Raw genomic sequence first — 17,677 nt, 5'->3', positions numbered from 1 at the left:
CAGTCCTGGCTTCGACATCGGATGTATGTTAGGTTCCGGTCCGGAAACGATCTCCTGCTGGAGAGGGCGGCCGCCGCCCGCTCCCGACCGAGCCGGAAGCCGTGATGACCCGCATCGACGCCCACCACCACGTCTGGGATCTGTCCGTCCGCCCCCACGCCTGGCTCGACCCGGAGCCCATGGCCCCCGTGCGCCGCACGTTCACCCTCGACGACCTCGCCGGCCCCGCCGCCGCGGCCGGAGTGAGCCGCAGCGTGCTGGTGCAGGTGCTGCCCGACCTCGACGAGACCCGCGAGTTCCTGGCCCTGGCCGCCGGGTCCGAGCTCGTCGCGGGTGTCGTCGGCTGGATCGACCTGACCGCGCATGACGCCGCGGACACCCTCGCCGGGCTGCCCCACGGGCTGGTCGCCGTCAGGCACGGCGTGCAGTCCGAGCCCGACCCCGGCTGGCTCACCCGCGCCGACGTGCGCCGCGGGCTCGCCGCCGTGGCCGCCGCCGGGCTGGCCTACGACCTGCTCACGCTCCCGCACCAGCTGCCCGCCGCCATCGACACCGTGGCCGCCCTGCCGGAGCTGACGTTCGTGCTCGACCACCTGTCCAAGCCGCCGATCGCCTCGGGCGAGCTGGAGCCGTGGCGCAGCCGGATCCAGGAACTGGCCCGCCACCCCAACGTCTCCTGCAAGCTGTCCGGGATGGTCACCGAGGCCGGCTGGACATCCTGGCGGGTGGCCGACCTTCGGCCGTACGCCGAGATCGTCCTGGAGGCGTTCGGCCCCGAGCGGGTGATGTTCGGCTCCGACTGGCCGGTGTGCCTGCTCGCGGCCGGCTACGAGCGGGTCGCCGAGGCCGCGGACGAGCTCTGCGCGGGCCTGTCGGACAGCGAGCGCGCCGACGTCTTCGCCGGGGCGGCGCGGCGCGCGTACCGGCTGGACGGCTAGCCGGCCCCGGCCGGCGGCCGACGCCGTCACCTCATGCCACCTCGACACGGAACGTGGTGTGGTAAGCCCGCGACTCCTGCGGGCCGAGCCAGATCATGCTGCCGTCCTCCCTCGCCGCGGCGTCGCCGGCGACGTGATGCGTGGAGGGCTCGAGTCCGACCGCGTAGTTGCCCGAGCGCAGGTTCAGCCACTCGAAGAAATACGGGAACTCCTCCGCCGGCCACTCCACGGACACCTTCATCCCGAGCCGGTCGTTGACCACCGCCACCCGGTGCAGCCCGTCGTCGCCGGGGACGAGCGCGTGCTCGTACACCTGCTCCACGAACCCCGGCACCGGCCCGGGGAAGACGATGTGGCCGGCCTTCTGCTCGGCCACGCTGTCGCTCTGCCAGAGCGTCTCGCGGATGGCGGCCTCGAACCTGGCGCCCTCGTCGAGCAGCGGCCAGCCCAGGTTGATGTGGTAGAGGTACATGTGCGGCGTCGGCTCGAACCCCGCGTTGGTGACGGTGTCCACCAGCCTGATCTCCTCGCCCCCGAGGTCGGCCTCGATCCGCCGCACCAGGCGCAGGTTCTCGGCGAAGACCGCGGCCTGGCGCACCTCACCCTCGGCCCACAACACGCAGCGCTCGCCGTCCCAGCGCTCGCCGTAGCCGGTCAGCCGGGCGGGCAGGTTGCCCGCGCGCCCGTGCAGGCCGTGCCGCACCGACGTGCGGGGCGGGTAGCGGTAGGTGCCGGCGGGCACGTCGCCGCCGAACAGCGTGTGGTCGAGCCCGGCCGTGACGATGAGGCCGGAGAACGAGCGCAACCAGGACAGCCCGTCCTCGTCGCCGTTCTCGTGCAGCCCCGGATGGCGGAAGCCGGTGGGGGAGCGCCAGCCGAACGCGCGCCCGCCGTGCTCGGCGTGCCCGATGTCCATGCACCTGTCCACCAGCACGTCGAACGCCAGCCCTGAGCCCGTCCTGAACTCCAGCGTCCTGATGCCGCGCTCGGCCCCGTCGCCGAGCGTCACCAGCCGGACCCCGCCGGCCGCGCTCAGATCGCCCGTCAGCTCGGCCAGCCGCCTGCGGTCCGGCGTCATGCCATCACCCACCCTCCGTTGACTTCGATGGTCTGGCCCGTGACGAAGGAGGCGTCCGGGCCGGTCAGGAACGACACCACGGCCGCCAGCTCCTCCGGCTTGCCGCGCCGCTGGAGCGCCTGCCGCTCCAGCACCATCCGGTCGTACGCCTCCGGATCCGGATGGATCCTCTCCGCCGCCGTCGGGAACGCGCCGGGCGAGACGCAGTTGACCCGGATCTCCTTCGGGCCGAGCTCGCGGGCCAGCGCCCTGGTGAGCGAGGCGGCGGCGCCCTTGGTGGCGACGTAGGCGGCCAGGTCGGACCAGCCGCCGTGCATGGTGATGGAGGCGATGTTGACGACGGCGCCGCCCCTGTCGCCCATCTGGCGGGCCGCGAGCTGGGCGGCCAGCCAGTAGGCGCGCTGGTTGACCGCGTGCACGTCGTCGTACTCGGCCAGCGGCACCTCCAGGAAGGGCCGGGCCGGGTAGACGGCCGCGTTGTTGACGAGGATGCCGACCGGCCCCAGCCGCGCCTCCGTCTCGGAGAACGCGGCCTCGACGGCGGCCGGGTCACGTAGGTCGGTCTCCAGGTTGAGGGTGCCTTCGAGCGTCTTGGCGTCGACGTCGAGTGCCGCCACCCGGTGGCCGTCGGCGGCCAGCCGGCGGACGATCGCGCGACCCAGCGCGCCGGCGGCGCCTGTGACGAGCGCCGTGGTCATGGGTTCCTCCATTCGTGGTGGTGCAGGTCCTTGAGCAGGTCGCGGGCCGGGACGCGGGCGAGCAGCCCGTCGCGGATCAGCGCGGACGACCTCTCCTGCAGGGCGATGTAGCCGGGGAAGCGCGGCCTGATCCAGGCGGCCTCCAAGGTGGCCCGGGTGTCGCGGTAGAAGCCGTTGCCCTCCCCGGCGGTCTCCCACGCGGCGCGGGCCGCGGGCTGCCCGCCGGTGGCGGGGAACAACCCCGCCTGCACCGGCTCCGACAGCAGGCGGCGCAGGTGGGCGCGGACCGCCTCGCGGATCGTGCCGGCGCGCCGCCTGGAGACGGCCAGCCCGGTGCCGCCGAGCACGCTGCCCGGCGGCCGGCCCGGCCAGGCGGGGGCGTCGGAGAAGGACAGGGGGTAGGCGGCGTAGCCGTACAGCAAGGGGCAGCAGTCGGTCTCGCCCGCCGCCATCGCGTCGAGCACGCCGATCGGGTTGCGCAGCGACAGCTCGGGCTCCGCGGCCGCCAGCAGCTCCGCCATCAGCTCCAGCGCCCTCACCCCGGCCTCCTCGTCCAGGAAGTCGCCCGAGCAGAGCGCGCAGAACATGAGGAACGCGTGCGGCCCGCCCAGGCACAACGCCATCCGCGTGCCCCGGGCGAACTCCGCCATCTCCGTCCACTCCGCCGGCACCTGCACGCCGGGCCTGGCCGCCGCCACCTGGGTGGCCGCGTCGAGCGGCAGCGCCCACTGGCGCCCGTCCAGGTGGTAGCTGTCGAAGCAGCGCCCCGCCGTGCCGGCCCGCAGGCCCGCCAGCTCGTCCGGCTCGAACAGCTCCTCCATCGGCACCAGCGCGTCCACCGCCGCGCCCAGCCCCGGATGGTCGATGACGAGCACGTCGTACGTCTCGCAGAGCCGCGCGATCGGCTCCGACTCGAAACCTTCGAGCGGCTGCCGGTCCCACACGATCGGCTCGGGCACGCCCCCGTACGGGTTCGAGCCGGCCAGGTCGAGCCGGGTCAGCTCGTCCAGCGGGGCGTACCCCCTCGGATGGTCCCAGGTCAGTCCTCGCATGCCAGCACGCCCTCCGCCACCAGCTCGGCCGTGCGCTCCGGCGGGTAGCCGAGCTCGTCGAGCAGCTCTCTGGTGTGCTCGCCCACCAGCGGCGCGCCCCTGCGCACCTCGGGAGGGGTGGCGCTGAAGCCGTAGGGGAAGCCGGGCGTGGTCACCGTGCCCTCGGTGCGGTGGTCGTAGGTGACGAACGAGCCGTTGTGCCTGACCTGCGGGTCGGCCACCAGGTCGGCGTAGCCGTACACCGGGCCGGCCCACAGGTCGTGGCGGGCGCAGATCTCCAGCCACTCGGCGGTCGTGCGGTCGGGCAGGCGGCGGGCCACGATCGCGGTGATCTCGTCGCGCCTGGTGTGGCCGTCGGCGTCGCCGTCCATGCCCGCGAGCTCGGGCAGGTCGAGGGCGACGGCCAGCACGTCGAGCCGGGGCATGCCGAGCGCGAGATAGCCGTCCTTGGTGGCGAACACGCCGTAGGGCGCGCGGATGTAGGTGTGGCCGTGCGGTTCGCTGCCGCGGCGCTGCGGCACCCCGCCGACCGTGAAGACCGACAGTTCCTGCATCTGCACGGCGACGGCCGCGTCCAGCATGTTGACGCTCACCCGCTGGCCCTCTCCGGTGCGCTCGCGGTGCAGCAGCGCGGCGAGCGCGCCCTCGAAGGCGCTGTAGGCGGTGATGGCGTCGATGGCGTACGTGCCCGCGGGGGCCGGCGGGTCGCCCTCGCGGCCGGTGCTCAGCATGGCGCCGCTCATGGCCTGCAGCAGCAGGTCCTGGCCAGGCCGCGACATGTACGGCCCGCTCTCGCCGTAGCCGGACATGGAGACGTACACGATGCGGGGGTTGAGCCCGCTGATCGTGGTGTGGTCCATGCCGAGCCGCTCGGCCACGCCGGGACGGTAGTTCTGCAGGAACACGTCGGCCGTCGCGGCCAGCCTGTGCACGATGGCCCGGCCCTCGTCCGCCTTCAGGTTCACGGCCAGGCTGCGCTTGTTGCGGTTGAGCGACAGGAACGACGCGTTCACCCGGTTGCCCGTCGCCCCACCCGCCGGGGCGTGCCGCTGCCACTCGCCGCTCACCGGCTCCACCTTGACCACGTCGGCGCCCAGGTCGCCCAGCCGCATGGCGGCCAGCGGCCCCGCCATCGCGATGGACAGGTCGACCACGCGGTAACCGTCGAGAACGCCCATCAGCGCCCCTCGAACACGGGCTCGCGCCGCTCGGCGTAGGCGGCCATGCCCTCGGCCGCGTCGGCGGTGGCGAAGCAGACGGTCTGCAGGTCGCGCTCGTACTGGATGGCCTGCTCCAGCGGCATCGAGTAGGCCGCCCTGAGGTTGGCCTTGGCCGTCTGCGCGGCGATCGGCGGCCGGGCCGCGATCCGGCCGGCCAGCTCCAGCGCGGCCGGCAGCAGCTCCTCCCTCGGGTGGAGTTCGGTGACCAGGCCCCACCGCAGGGCGCGGGCGGCGTCGATCGGGTCGCCCGTGAGCAGCATGGTGGCCGCGTTGCCCGGGCCGACGGCGTGGGCGAGCAGCGCCGACTGCCCGCTGCCGCCGATCCAGCCCAGCTTGATCTCGGGCGCGGCGAACGTCGCGGTGTCGGCGGCCAGCCGGATGTCGCAGGCCAGGGCCAGTTCCAGGCCGCCGCCGTAGGCGTAGCCGTTGACGGCCGCGATGATCGGCTTGCGCAGGGCGCGTACGGCGTCGCCGTAGTCGCCGCGGTTGCGGAACTCCCACGGCGTCGCGTAGGCGTCGAGCTCGCCGATGTCGCTGCCGACGCAGAACGAGCGCTCGCCCGCGCCGGTGAGCACGGCCACCCGTACGGCCGGGTCGGAGTCGATCCGGTCCAGGCCGGCGCGCAGGGCGGCGGCCATGTCGGGGGTGATGGCGTTGAGCTTGGCGGGTCTGTTCAGGGTGACGACGGCCACGGGGCCGTCGACGTCGAGGTGAACGTGCACTTGTTCGCTCATCAAATGCCTCCGAGGAGACCTCCGCCTTCAGGCGGGGGAGGAATCGGACCCCTGCGGAGCAGGACAGGGGTAGCCGATTCGCCGCCAGGCGAACCGGCGTTGAAACGCCGCACGACACCGCACGGTTCGGTAGCGTGTTCGACGGTGGCGATAACCAAGCCACCGGACGAACGATCAAAAGCAGCCTCGCCGCAGGGCTTGCGGAGAGGTGAAACGCCTGTGGAGCTGGTGTAAGACCTCAACGAGAGTTCCCTTTCTCGGGCGGGCGACCGGCGGTGAAGCAGGAAGGCCAGTCGGCGACGGCTGGAATCCCGGTTTTCCAGCTTCAGGACCGGGAGGATGTCAATTCAGTGGGTCTTCAGCAGAGGCGGACGTGCTGCTCGGCGTCGGCGCGGGCGACCTCGACCACCTCGCGCATCGCTTCCTCGGCCTTGCGGTGGTGGTGGCGCCTGATCGCCACGGCCACCCGCTCGTGGCCGGGCAGCGTCTCCTTGTTGTGGGTGACCGAGCGGGTGTGCACCTGGCGCACGGACCGCAGGGCGATGCTGATCATGTCGTAGATGTAGAGCAGCAGGTCGTTGCCCGCCGCGGCGAACACCGCCTTGTGGAAGGCCAGGTCGGCCTCGATGAACGGCTCGGGGTCGTCGGCGGTGGCGTAGAGCGCGGCCAGTGCCTCGTCGATGCGCCGGACGGCCGCCGCGTCCGCCCGCTCGGCCGCCACCCGCGCCGCCCCGGGCTCCAGCGCGACCCGCAGGTCGGCCAGCACCTGGATGTCGCCGGGCCGCGGCTCGGGCACGAACCGCCAGCTCAGGACGTCGGCGTCGAGCAGGTTCCAGGACTCGCGGGGGCGCACGATGGTGCCCGCGCTCCTCCTGGTCTCCAGCAGGCCCTTGCCGGCCAGCACCTTCACGCCCTCCCGGACGGCGGACCGGCCCACGCCGAGCTCGCCGACCAGCTCCTCCTCGATGGGGATGGACGTGCCGGGCGCCAGCGCGCCTCCGACGATCTGGGCGCCGAGTGCCTGGACGACCTGGACGTGCCGGGCCGCGTCCGGCTGGGGATCTGTTGCCACGGTTCCGCAAGGTACCCCGAGCGCGCGCCTTTTCCTAGACCTTCATCGGATGATGTTTGCACTTCATCCGATGAAGGCTCTTAACAATCCGCGATCTCGGTAGTACGTTTCCTGGGAGTGGCACGACCAGTCGCCCGAGATGACCGCCACCGCCGCCGACCCCCTGTCCGGCGCCCCGCAGGTCCGCGACCTCCGCGCGGGCGCCGCCGCCACGACCTCGAGCGACAGCTCACCGACCCCCGGATGGAGAGACCATGAGGCTGGGACTGATCCACACCTCGGCGACGCTGGTCGACGTGTTCGCGAAGCTGTGCGCCGAGCACCTGCCCGGCGTCGGCACGTTCAACATCGTGGACGACAGCCTGATCAAGGACACCATCGCCGCGGGCCGCCTCACACCCCCGACCGCGCGTCGCGTCGCCGGTCACGTCGGCTCCGCCGAGGCCGCGGGGGCCGATCACATCCTGGTGACCTGCTCCTCCATCGGCGCCGCCGTCGAGGCCGCCGAGCCGCTGACCGGCGTGCCGGTGACGCGGGTGGACCGCCCGATGGCCGACCGCGCCGTCGCGCTCGGCCGCCGGATCGGCGTGCTCGCCACCCTGAACACCACCCTCGAACCCACCGCCGACCTGGTACGCCGGCGCGCCGCCGCGGCCGGCAGGGAGATCGAGCTGACCGCCAGGGTGTGCGAGGGCGCGTTCGAGGCGCTGATGAGCGGCGACGCCGCCACCCACGACGCGCGCGTGGCGCAGGCCCTGAGCGAGCTCAGCGGGGACGTCGACGTGGTCGTGCTGGCCCAGGCGTCGATGGCCCGCGTCGCCGGCACGGTGCCGGCGACGGCGCCGATCCTGGCCAGCCCGCCGCTCGCCATGGAACACCTGGCCCGGGAGATCCTGGGCGAGCGGGCGGGCCGATGACCACCTCGCCGGGAGCGGAGCACGTACCGGCCGCCCCGCGGGGGGCCGGGCCCGAGCCGGCCGCCTCGCTTGTTTCCGGGCCCGAGCCGGCCGCCTCGCGCGGGGCGGGGCGCGAGCTGACCGTCGCCACGTACCACGTGCTCACCCGCCTGCCGCTCGAGCAGGCGGTGAGCGCGATCGCAGGAGAGCAGAGCACCGGAACGTTCGTCAGCGTCGCGGGGGAGACCGACGAACTGCGCGCCCGGCACGGCGCGGTGGTGCTCGGCATGACCGAGATCCCCGCGCCGGTCGCCGAGGCCCTGCCGGGCGCGGCCGGTGACGGGCCGCTCACGGCGGGCCTGGTGCGGATCGGGTTCCCGCTGGCCAATACGGGGCCGTCGCTCACGAACCTGCTCCCCGTGGTCGCCGGCAACCTGTTCGAGCTACGCGAGCTGGCCGGGCTGAAGCTGGTCGACCTCGACCTGCCGGCGGCCTTCGGGGAGGCGTACCTGCCCGCCCGCTTCGCGGTGGAGGGCACGCGGCGGCTGGTGGGGCGTCCCGGCGGGGTGCTGATCGGCACCATCGTCAAGCCCAACGTCGGGCTGCGCCCTTCCGACTACGTGGACCTGGTGCTGGAACTCGGGCTGTCCGGGGCCGACTTCGTCAAGGACGACGAGGTGAACGGCGACTGCCCGCCCGCGCCGCTGCCGCAGCGGGTGCGCGCGGTCACGGGCGCGCTCGACGAGGTCGAACGGCGGACCGGGCGGCGGCCGATGTACGCGTTCAACATCAGCGACGAACCCGACCGGATGCTCGCCAATCATGACCTCGTCGTGGCAGCCGGGGGCACCTGCGTCATGGTCAACCTGAACGTCGTGGGCCTCCCGGCGGTCGCGATGTTGCGCCGGCACTCCCGCGTGCCGATCCACGGGCACGTCACCGGCACCGGAGCCCTGTTCCGCCACCCGGGGATCGGCATCGCGCACGTCGCCTACCAGAAGCTGGCCCGCCTGGCCGGGGTCGACCACCTGCACTGCGGCGGGTTCCACAGCAAGTTCTACGTCACCGACGACGACGTGCAGCGGACGGTGGCGGCGGTGCGCGAACCGCTGCTCGGCGGCTTCCCGTGCCTGCCCGTGTTGTCGTCCGCGCAGTGGGCCGGCACCGCGCCGGTCACCCTGGACCGCACCGGCACCAGCGACCTGCTCGTCCTGGCGGGAGGCGGCGTGCTCGGCCACCCGGACGGGCCCGCGGCCGGGATCACCAGCATCCGGCAGGCGTGGGCGGCGGCGGTGGCGGGCGTGCCGCTGACCGAGGTGCACGAGCCGGAGCTGGCCAGGGCGCTGGAACACTTCGGCGGGGTGGTGCGGAAGTGAGGCACCGGTGACGCGCATCGCCTTCGCAGCCGACGACTTCACGGGCGCGACCGACGCGTTGTGGCAGTTCAGGCGGTTCGGGCTGACCGGGTCCCTGGTCACCGACGCGGCGTACCTGCACGACCGGGACGACGTCATCGGCATCGCCACCACGGCCCGGGCGTCGGCCGACCCCGCCTCCGTGGTGCTGCCCGCGTTCACGGCGCTGGCGGCGCTGCGGCCGCTGGTCATCCAGTACAAGGTCTGCTCGACCTTCGACTCGTCCCCGGAGCACGGGAGCATCGGGGCCGTCGTCGCGGCCCTGCACCGTGAAGGCCTGGCGCGGGGTCCCGTGCCGGTGCTGGCCGCACAGCCCGAACTGGGCCGCTACACGTGGTTCGCCAACCATTTCGTACGCGCGGGCGACGAGGTCCACCGGCTCGACCGGTACCCGCCGGCACGCGACCACCCGGTCACCCCCGCTACGGAGGCAGACCTGCGGGCGCGCCTGGCCGGGCAGGGCGCAGGACGGATCGGGTGGCTGCCCGCGTCGCCGTCGGAGGAGGCGTACCGGGCGAGGGCCGGGGACGCGGCCTTCGTGGCGGACGCGATGACGGACGAACACGTCATGGCGCTCGGCCGGCTGCTGCTCGCCGACGCCGCCACCCGTACCCCGCTGTGCTGCGTCGGCTCCGGCGGCCTCAGCTACGCCCTCGCCTCAGCCCTCACCAGCGCCGGAGCGCCGGCCGCCGGCAAGGGACCTGCCGGCGCGAGGGCGGCGGGCGGGCTGGAGGTTCGGGGCGGCCTGGGGGCGAGGGCGGCGGACGGGCTGGAGGTTCGCGAAGGCCGGGGCGCGATGGCCGGGGAGGGGCAGGGAGCGCTGGGAGCGGTCGCGCCGGTGCTCGTCCTGTCGGGGAGCCGGTCGCCGATCACCGCCCGCCAGATCGACACGGCGGAGCGCGCGGGGTGGCGGGTGCTCGGAGACCTGTCCGGCCCTGCCGGCCTCGTCGAGCAGGTGGAGGCCAGCCTGCGCGACGGTCGCCACACCATCGTCGAGTCGACACGTGGCCCGGCCAGGGACCCGGACGGGATCGGGAAGTCGCTCGGCCGGATCGCCGCGACCATGGTGCGTGCAGGGCTGGTGCGGCGGCTGGTGATCGCGGGCGGCGACACCTCGGGGCAGGTCGTCGCGGCGCTGGGCGCCCGGTCGCTGGACGTGGCGGGCAGCTTGGCCGCCGGCGGGCCGGTGTGCGTGCTGGCCGCGGACGAGCCGGCGTTCGACGGGATCGAGGTGGCGCTGAAGGGCGGCCAGGTGGGCGGCGACGACTTCTTCCTCCGCGCCGCCGCCGGGCGGGTACGACGGGGGGAGTAGCGCGTGCGGCGGCGCGCACTCCGAGGGACGCAGTCGGGAAACCCCCGTGTGTCCGACGCCGCCGGCCACCCGCACCGGGCAAGGTGAGGTGCCGGCGGGAAACGCCGATGACGGAGGGAGCACGATCACCATGTATCCGGATCTTGAAGGAAAGGTGGCGCTGGTCACCGGCGGTTCTGGAGGTATAGGGAGCGAGACCGCGCGTGTGCTGGCCGGGCAGGGCATGCGGGTCGTGGTGAACGGGCGCGATCCCGTCGCCATCGAGAACGCCGTGCGGTCCATCGGCGGGACGGCGACCGGCGTGGCCGCGGACACCACCGACCCCGCGGCCGTCGAGTCGATGCGCGAGGAGGTCGAGCGCCGCCTGGGCCCCGTCGACGTGCTGGCGGTCTTCGCCGGCGGCGGCACCGGCAGGCCGCGGCCCATCGACCAGATGAGTGAGGACGACTGGCACGCCACCGTGCACGCCAACCTCACCTCGACGTTCCTGGTCGTCAGGAGCTTCCTGCCCGGCATGCGACGGCAGGGGAGCGGCTCGATCATCACGATGGCGTCCCTTGCGGCGCGCACCCCCACGCCCGCTTCCGTGGCCTACACGGCGGCGAAGGCCGGAGTCATCGCGCTGACCAGGCAACTGGCGCACGAACTCGGCCCGGCCGGCATCCGGGTCAACGCCGTCGCCCCTTCGACGATCATGACGGAGCGGATGGAGGAGCGCATGCCGCAGGAGTTCCAGGACCGCATGCTGGCCGAGCATCCGCTGGGGCGGCTCGGCACGCCGCTCGACGTCGCGAACGTGACGGCTTTCCTGGCCTCCGGCGCCTCCTCGTGGATCACCGGGCTGACGATCGACGTCGCGGGCGGCAAGTGGATCCCGTAGCGGGGACGACCGCCCAAAGTGCCGGTGTGCACGGCGATGCCGCGCTTGCCGGGCGCACTTGACGCCGTACACACCACAATCGCAAAGATGATGTGGATCACCTTGCGCGATCGTCAAATTTTGTCCGGATTCTGTGACATTACTCCCAGGGACGACGCCGTCAGGCGGATCTGGAAAGGAGGCGTCGTCCCAGGTGAAGCCGGGGATCCGGAGGTGCGCGACAGGCACCGCCGAGCTAATGCGAGTGACCTGACCGTTACGTCCAACGGTTTCTGCCCGTTATATTTTTACATATATTCTGCGCTCTGATCGCCATCTCGGCGTCAAGTGGATTTCACCAAGCGAGATGGGTTTACGTTGCGAGGGCGCCTCTCTCCAGTCGGAAAGTCCGCGCCCACGGTCAGCGCGAACGGAGAGTAATGGGCAGGTACCTGCTTCGCAGGTTGGCAATAAATGTGATCTTGGTCGCCATCGCGGCCAGTCTGGCGTACATGCTCGCGGCCACCACCATGAACCCGCGAGGGGCCTACGAAGGGCGCCAGCCACCGGTCGCAGAGGCGGTCATCGACGCGACGCTCGATGAGTACAACCTGAACGACAAGACCCCGGTGCTCGTCCGTTACGGCACCTGGGCGAAGGGTGTCATCACCGGAGACTTCGGCCGCACCTGGAACGGCGGCTCGGTCAACAACGAGATGGGCCGGCGGATCATGGTGAGCCTCCGGCTGCTGCTCATCGGCACGCTGGTCGGCTTCGCCGTCGGTGTGGCGCTGGGCGCGATCTCCGCGGTGAAGCAGTACAAGCTCACCGACCGGTTCATCGGGGTGAGCTCCTTCGTGATCATGGCGGTTCCGGTGTTCGTGCTGGCCACCCTCCTCGCGATCGCCACGTACAACCTGAACAGAGGGCTGGGGTTCTCGCTCATCGAGTACACCGGCGAGTACAACCCCCGGCTGTCGGGCTTCGACCAGTTCCTCAACCGGCTGAACCATCTGATCCTGCCGACGATCTCGCTCAGCCTCGGCCTGATCGCCTTCTACAGCCGCATCCAGCGCAACATGATGCTCGACGTGCTCAACCAGGACTTCGTCCGCACCGCCATGGCCAAGGGCCTGAGACGCAGGACGGCGCTCACCAAACACGCGCTGCGCACCGCGCTGATCCCCGCCGCCACCTATTTCGCCTTCGCGTTCGGGACGATGTTCACGGGTGCCACCTTCACCGAGAAGATCTTCGCCTGGCACGGCATGGGCGCCTGGCTGGTCGACTCGATCAACCAGAACGACGTCAACTCCGTCGCCGCGGTGACCTTCTTCACCGCCGTCTGCGTGCTGTTCGCCGCCTTCCTGTCGGACCTGCTGGTGGCGGCCCTCGATCCTCGGGTGCGGGTGAGCTGACATGCGTTCGAAAGTCGTCCTGCGGCGCCTGTTCCGCAACAAGCAGGCCCGCTATGGCACCATCGCCCTGGTCGTGCTGGTCGCACTGGCCTACCTCGGCCCGTTCGTCGGCCCGTACGACTGGACCGACAAGGACTTCCTGGCCTTCCTGTCGCCTCCCGGCGGCGACCACTGGTGGGGCACCACCACGATCGGCCAGGACATGTACGCGGTCACGCTCCGCGGCATGCAGAAGTCGATCATCATCGGCTTCCTCGTGGCGATCATCTCCACCGGCCTGGCCGCGATCGTGGGCGCGTTCGCCGGCTATTTCGGCGGCTGGGTGGACAAGGTGCTCATGTGGGGTGTGGACCTGCTGCTGGTCCTGCCGAGCTTCCTGATCATCGCCATCATCTCGCCGCGGTTGCGGGAGGGCGCCTCCTGGCTCTGGTTCGTGGTGCTGCTCGCCGCGTTCTCCTGGATGATCACCTCCAGGGTGGTGCGCAGCATGACGCTCTCGCTCCGCGAGCGCGAATATGTGCTGGCCGCCGTCTACATGGGCATCCCCCGCTGGAAGATCATCTTCCGGCACATCGTGCCCAACCTGTCCTCCTTGCTGATCATCGACGCGACGCTCAACGTCTCCGGCGCGGTCATCGGCGAGGCGGCGCTGTCCTTCTTCGGCTTCGGCATCCAGCCGCCGGACGTCTCGCTCGGCACGCTGATCGCGGAGGGTTCGCGCAACGCCACCGGCTACCCCTGGTTGTTCGCCTTCCCCGCGGGCCTGCTGGTGCTGCTCGTGCTCAGCGTGAACCTGATCGGCGACGGCCTGCGTGACGCACTCGACCCGGGGAGCAACTCGTGAGCATCTTGGAGGTCAGGGACCTCACCGTCACCTTCCCCGGCGGCATCGAGGCCGTGCGCGGCGTCAGCTACGAGGTCGAGCGCGGCGAGGTGCTCGGCATCGTCGGCGAGTCCGGCTCGGGCAAGTCCGTCACCTCCCTCGCCGTCATGGGCCTGCTGCCGACGAACGCCGTGGTCAGCGGTTCGGTCAAGCTGCACGGCCAGGAACTGCTCGGCATGAAGGAGGACGAGCAGATCAAGGTACGCGGCAAGACGATCAGCATGATCTTCCAGGATCCGCTGTCGGCGTTCACGCCCGTCTACACCATCGGCGACCAGATCGCCGAGGCCGTCCGCGTCCACCAGAACGTCGGCAAGGACAAAGCCGCCAAGCGCGCCGTCGAACTGCTCGACCTGGTCGGCATCCCCAATCCGGGCCTGCGGGCCAAGGCGTTCCCGCACGAGTTCTCCGGCGGCATGCGGCAGCGCGCGATGATCGCCATGGCCATCGCCAACGACCCCGACCTGCTCATCTGCGACGAGCCCACCACGGCGCTCGACGTGACCATCCAGGCCCAGGTGCTGGAGGTGCTCAAGACCGCCCAGCAGGAAACCGGCGCCGGCATCGTGATGATCACGCACGACCTGGGCGTCATCGCGGGCATGGCCGACCGGGTGGTCGTCATGTACGCGGGCCGCCCGGTCGAGCAGGGCCCCGTGGACGACATCTACTACCGGCCGCGGATGCCGTACACGATGGGCCTGCTCGCCTCGATCCCCAGGATCGACGGCGAGGAGGGCCCGCTCGTGCCCATCGACGGCAACCCGCCCTCGCCCGCGTCGCTGCCGCCCGGCTGCCCCTTCGCGCCGCGCTGCCCGATGAAGGTGGACATGTGCGACGACGAGGAGCCGCCGCTGACCCCCTTCGGCAGCGGGCGCCACGTGGCCTGCATCCGTTCGCACGAGATCGAGCACAAGGGCCTGACCGGGGCCGACGTGTTCCCGGTGCCGGTCATCCCGCCCAACGAGGTGGTCAGGGTGCCGCGCGCCGAGCGCCCCACGGTGCTCGAGCTCGACGACATGATCAAGCACTATCCGCTGCTGAAGGGCGCGATCGTCAAGCGCCGCGTCGGCACCGTCTACGCCGTCGACGGCATCAGCTTCGACATCGCGCAGGGCGAGACGCTGGCCCTGGTCGGCGAGTCCGGCTGCGGGAAGACCACCACGCTGCAGCAGATCATGCAGCTGCAGCCGCCGGAGGGCGGGCGCGTCGTGGTGCTCGGCAAGGACAGCGCCAAACTCGACAAGGCGGGCCGTAAGAGCCTCCGCGGCGACCTGCAGATCGTCTTCCAGGACCCGATGGCCGCGCTCGACCCGCGCATGCCGGTCGGCGACATCATCGCCGAGCCGCTGCGGGCGCACGGCGAGAAGGACGTGCGCCCCAAGGTCGAGGAGCTGCTGGAGCTCGTCGGGCTCGCCGCCGAGCACGCCGAGCGTTATCCCCAGCAGTTCTCCGGCGGCCAGCGGCAGCGCATCGGCATCGCCCGCGCGCTCGCGCTGGAGCCGAAGCTGCTGGTGCTCGACGAGCCGGTCTCCGCGCTCGACGTGTCCATCCAGGCGGGCGTGATCAACCTGCTGGACGAGCTCAAGAGCAGGCTCGGCCTGTCCTACCTGTTCGTGGCGCACGATCTGGCGGTGGTCAGGCATCTGGCCGACCGCGTGGCCGTCATGTACCTGGGCAGGATCGCCGAGATCGGCACGGTCGAGGACGTCTACGACCGTCCCGCGCACCCGTACACGCAGGCTCTGCTGTCGGCGATCCCGCTGCCCGACCCCGAGCTGGAACGCACCCGCAAGCGGATCCTGCTCGAAGGCGACCTGCCCAGCCCGGCCGACCCGCCGTCTGGATGCAGGTTCCGCACCCGCTGCCCCAAGTTCGCCGTGCTCAGCGAGGCGGAGCGGCGGCGATGTGTGGACGAGGAGCCCTCGGTTGCCCGGCTGGCGAACGCCGTGGATCACGGCGCCGCCTGTCACTACGCGGAGGAAGTCGAGGTCATCACGGCCTCGGACAATCAGGAGGAAGAGTGAAGGTTCGTTACCGTGCAGCCGCTGGGCTGACGGTCCTGGCCATGGCCGTCGCGGCTTGTGGCGGCGGCGGCGAGACCAAGCAACCGAACGCCGAGCAGTCGAAGCAGGCCCAGCAGCAGATGTCGGAGACTCCGGCCATCAGCATCAACCCCGTCCCGTACGAGCAGGTCAAGGACGGCGGCACGCTGACCCTCCCGGTCGGCCAGTGGCCGAGCCAGTGGAACGGCAACCACGTGGACGGCAACCAGGCCGACACCGCGGAGATGCTCGACACGATCATGCCGATGCTGATGGTCTCCGACGAGGAGGCCAACTTCACGGCCAACCCCGACTACCTGACCGACGTGAAGAACGACATGTCGTCGGGCAAGCAGGTCGTCACCTACACGCTCAACGAGAAGGCCACCTGGTCCGACGGCACGCCGATGACGTGGAAGGACCTCGAGGCGGCGTGGAAGGCCAACAACGGCGAGAACGAGAAGTTCAAGCCGGCGTCCACGGACGGCTGGGACCGGATCGAGTCGGTGAAGAAGGGCGACAGCGACAAGGTCGCGATCGTCACCTTCTCCAAGCCGTACCCCGAGTGGCAGGGCCTGTTCTCCCGGTCGCCGCACCTCATGCCGGCCAAGCACATGAAGACGCCTGACGCGTACGACAACGACTACCTGCAGAAGATCCCGGTCACCGCGGGTCCCTTCAAGGTCGAGAAGATCGACGAGGGCACCAAGACGCTCACCGTCGTGCGTGACGACAAGTGGTGGGGCAAGAAGGCCAAGCTCGACAAGGTCATCTTCCGGACGATCGAGACACCCGCGGCGCAGGTCAACGCCTTCGCCAACGGCGAGCTCGACATGGTGGAGATCCCGCCGGGCAGCCCCGCGGACCTGAAGCGCGCCAAGGAAGTCCAGAACGTCGACATCCGCAAGGCGCTCAGCCCCAACTGGCGGCACATCACGGTCAACAACCAGAGCGAGTTCCTGAAGGACAAGAACGTCCGGCACGCGGTCGCGTACGCGATCAACCGTGACGTGATCACGCAGTCCGACCTGAAGGACATGGACTGGCCGCTGCAGACGCTCGGCAACCACGTCTTCATGAACAACCACAAGGGCTACGTCGACAACTCCGGCGACCTCGGCAAGTACAACGTGGAGAAGGCCAAGCAGCTGCTCGACGCGGCCGGCTGGAAGCAGGAGGCGGAGGGCCAGCTGCGCAAGAAGGACGGCAAGGAGCTGTCGCTCAGCTTCGTCGTCCCCGCGGGCGTGCCCTACGCGAAGACGGAGGGCGAGCTCACCCAGGCCATGCTCAAGGAAGCCGGCATCGGTCTGACCATCCGCCCGGTTCCCGATGACAAGTTCTTCACCGATTTCATCATCAAGGGCGACTTCGACCTGGTGCCGTTCTCCTGGATCGGCACGCCGCTCCCGATCGGGAGCCTGGCGCAGATCTACAAGACCGGCTCCGAGAGCAACTTCCCGAAGGCCAGCGACCCGGCCGTCGACGAGGCCATCGAGGCAGCGGTGAGCGAGACGGACCCGGCGAAGGCCATCGAGCTGGCCAACGCCGCCGACAAGCTCATCTGGGACATGGTGCACACGATCCCGCTGTACCAGCGTCCGGACATCCAGGCTGCCAAGAAGACCGTCGCCAACCTCGGCGCTGAGGGCTACAAGTCCTACGACTGGTCGATGGTCGGCTTCACCGGCTGATCCTCGCGTACGACGAACCCCCGGCCGGGCCCGCCCGGCCGGGGGTTTCGCGTGTCCGCGGAGCCGGTTGGCGGGCTCCGGGGCCATCGGGTAGGGTCGTCCCCTGAATCGGTGCTTTCGGTCGATACGAAGGCATGGTGGTGTGGCGAGCGCCAGAGGCGCCGCCGGAGGAGCAGGAAGGAGCGAGGAGCGTATGACCGCCCGCTGGGTGGCTGCCGTGAGCAGCGTCCGTTCCTCCGCCCGTCCGGGCTCCCCGGGAGCCGGTCACCGCAGCTGAGCCGGGTCGTCGCGTGTGGTCACGCGAGCCCCCGCCCTGTGCGCCGGCACGGGGGGTCCTCCCTCTGAGAAGGGCTTCTCCGTTGTTCG

General features: G+C 71.2%; 15 protein-coding genes. 9 read left to right on the top strand and 6 right to left on the bottom strand.

The genetic code is table 11. The annotated features are described in order from the left end of the window. Positions 1-104 precede the first annotated feature (104 nt). A complete protein-coding gene (locus tag E1292_RS19850) occupies positions 105-938 on the top strand; it encodes an amidohydrolase family protein (protein ID WP_132596719.1) in 834 nt (277 codons plus the stop codon). Positions 939-969: 31 nt separating this feature from the next. Here the strand turns inward: E1292_RS19850 and E1292_RS19845 are convergent, their stop codons facing one another. The 6 genes from E1292_RS19845 to E1292_RS19820 form a co-directional block, all read right to left on the bottom strand. Beyond that, positions 970-2,016: an aldose 1-epimerase family protein gene (locus E1292_RS19845; protein WP_132596718.1), complete on the bottom strand. Its 1,047-nt coding sequence runs from the start codon at positions 2,014-2,016 to the stop codon at positions 970-972. Further along, positions 2,013-2,714 carry an SDR family NAD(P)-dependent oxidoreductase gene (locus E1292_RS19840; RefSeq protein ID WP_220446946.1) on the bottom strand — a complete coding sequence of 234 codons (702 nt, stop codon included), beginning with the start codon at positions 2,712-2,714 and terminating at the stop codon, positions 2,013-2,015. The genes E1292_RS19845 and E1292_RS19840 overlap by 4 nt, the downstream gene beginning before the upstream one ends. Then, complete coding sequence (locus E1292_RS19835; protein WP_132596716.1) at positions 2,711-3,766, bottom strand: type 2 periplasmic-binding domain-containing protein; 1,056 nt, start codon at positions 3,764-3,766, stop codon at positions 2,711-2,713. The genes E1292_RS19840 and E1292_RS19835 overlap by 4 nt, the downstream gene beginning before the upstream one ends. Then, positions 3,754-4,944: a CaiB/BaiF CoA transferase family protein gene (locus tag E1292_RS19830; RefSeq protein ID WP_132596715.1), complete on the bottom strand. Its 1,191-nt coding sequence runs from the start codon at positions 4,942-4,944 to the stop codon at positions 3,754-3,756. Before E1292_RS19830 ends, E1292_RS19835 begins: the two co-directional genes overlap by 13 nt. Next, positions 4,944-5,720, bottom strand: a complete 777-nt coding sequence (locus E1292_RS19825) for an enoyl-CoA hydratase/isomerase family protein (RefSeq protein ID WP_132596714.1) — start codon at positions 5,718-5,720, stop codon at positions 4,944-4,946. Before E1292_RS19825 ends, E1292_RS19830 begins: the two co-directional genes overlap by 1 nt. Before the next feature lie 358 nt (positions 5,721-6,078). Beyond that, positions 6,079-6,792, bottom strand: coding sequence for a FadR/GntR family transcriptional regulator (locus E1292_RS19820; RefSeq protein ID WP_132596713.1), 714 nt, complete (start codon positions 6,790-6,792; stop codon positions 6,079-6,081). 254 nt (positions 6,793-7,046) lie between these two features. Here E1292_RS19820 and E1292_RS19815 point away from each other — a divergent pair, with 254 nt between their 5' ends. The 8 genes from E1292_RS19815 to E1292_RS19780 all read left to right on the top strand — a co-directional run bounded on the left by E1292_RS19815 (position 7,047) and on the right by E1292_RS19780 (position 17,311). Next, positions 7,047-7,709 (top strand): aspartate/glutamate racemase family protein, encoded by a 663-nt coding sequence (locus E1292_RS19815; RefSeq protein WP_132596712.1) that lies wholly within the window; start codon positions 7,047-7,049, stop codon positions 7,707-7,709. Continuing rightward, a complete protein-coding gene (locus E1292_RS19810; RefSeq protein ID WP_132596711.1) occupies positions 7,706-9,064 on the top strand; it encodes a RuBisCO large subunit C-terminal-like domain-containing protein in 1,359 nt (452 codons plus the stop codon). Before E1292_RS19815 ends, E1292_RS19810 begins: the two co-directional genes overlap by 4 nt. A gap of 7 nt (positions 9,065-9,071) precedes the next feature. After that, a complete protein-coding gene (locus E1292_RS19805; protein ID WP_132596710.1) occupies positions 9,072-10,415 on the top strand; it encodes a four-carbon acid sugar kinase family protein in 1,344 nt (447 codons plus the stop codon). A 130-nt stretch (positions 10,416-10,545) separates the two neighbouring features. Continuing rightward, on the top strand, positions 10,546-11,295 hold the full coding sequence (locus tag E1292_RS19800) for an SDR family NAD(P)-dependent oxidoreductase (protein ID WP_132596709.1): 750 nt from the start codon (positions 10,546-10,548) through the stop codon (positions 11,293-11,295). 419 nt (positions 11,296-11,714) lie between these two features. Continuing rightward, positions 11,715-12,692: an ABC transporter permease gene (locus E1292_RS19795; RefSeq protein ID WP_132596708.1), complete on the top strand. Its 978-nt coding sequence runs from the start codon at positions 11,715-11,717 to the stop codon at positions 12,690-12,692. A gap of 1 nt (position 12,693) precedes the next feature. Beyond that, entirely contained in the window at positions 12,694-13,536 is an 843-nt protein-coding gene (locus tag E1292_RS19790) for an ABC transporter permease (RefSeq protein WP_132596707.1), read from the top strand. Beyond that, complete coding sequence (locus E1292_RS19785) at positions 13,533-15,602, top strand: ABC transporter ATP-binding protein (protein WP_132596706.1); 2,070 nt, start codon at positions 13,533-13,535, stop codon at positions 15,600-15,602. The genes E1292_RS19790 and E1292_RS19785 overlap by 4 nt, the downstream gene beginning before the upstream one ends. Continuing rightward, complete coding sequence (locus tag E1292_RS19780) at positions 15,599-17,311, top strand: ABC transporter family substrate-binding protein (protein WP_132596705.1); 1,713 nt, start codon at positions 15,599-15,601, stop codon at positions 17,309-17,311. The genes E1292_RS19785 and E1292_RS19780 overlap by 4 nt, the downstream gene beginning before the upstream one ends. Positions 17,312-17,677: the final 366 nt, after the last annotated feature.

It is taken from the genome of Nonomuraea deserti (assembly GCF_004348685.1).
GTDB lineage: Bacteria > Actinomycetota > Actinomycetes > Streptosporangiales > Streptosporangiaceae > Nonomuraea > Nonomuraea deserti.
The sequence above is the reverse complement of the archived record's forward strand: the minus strand, read 5'-3'. Positions and strand labels throughout refer to the sequence as shown.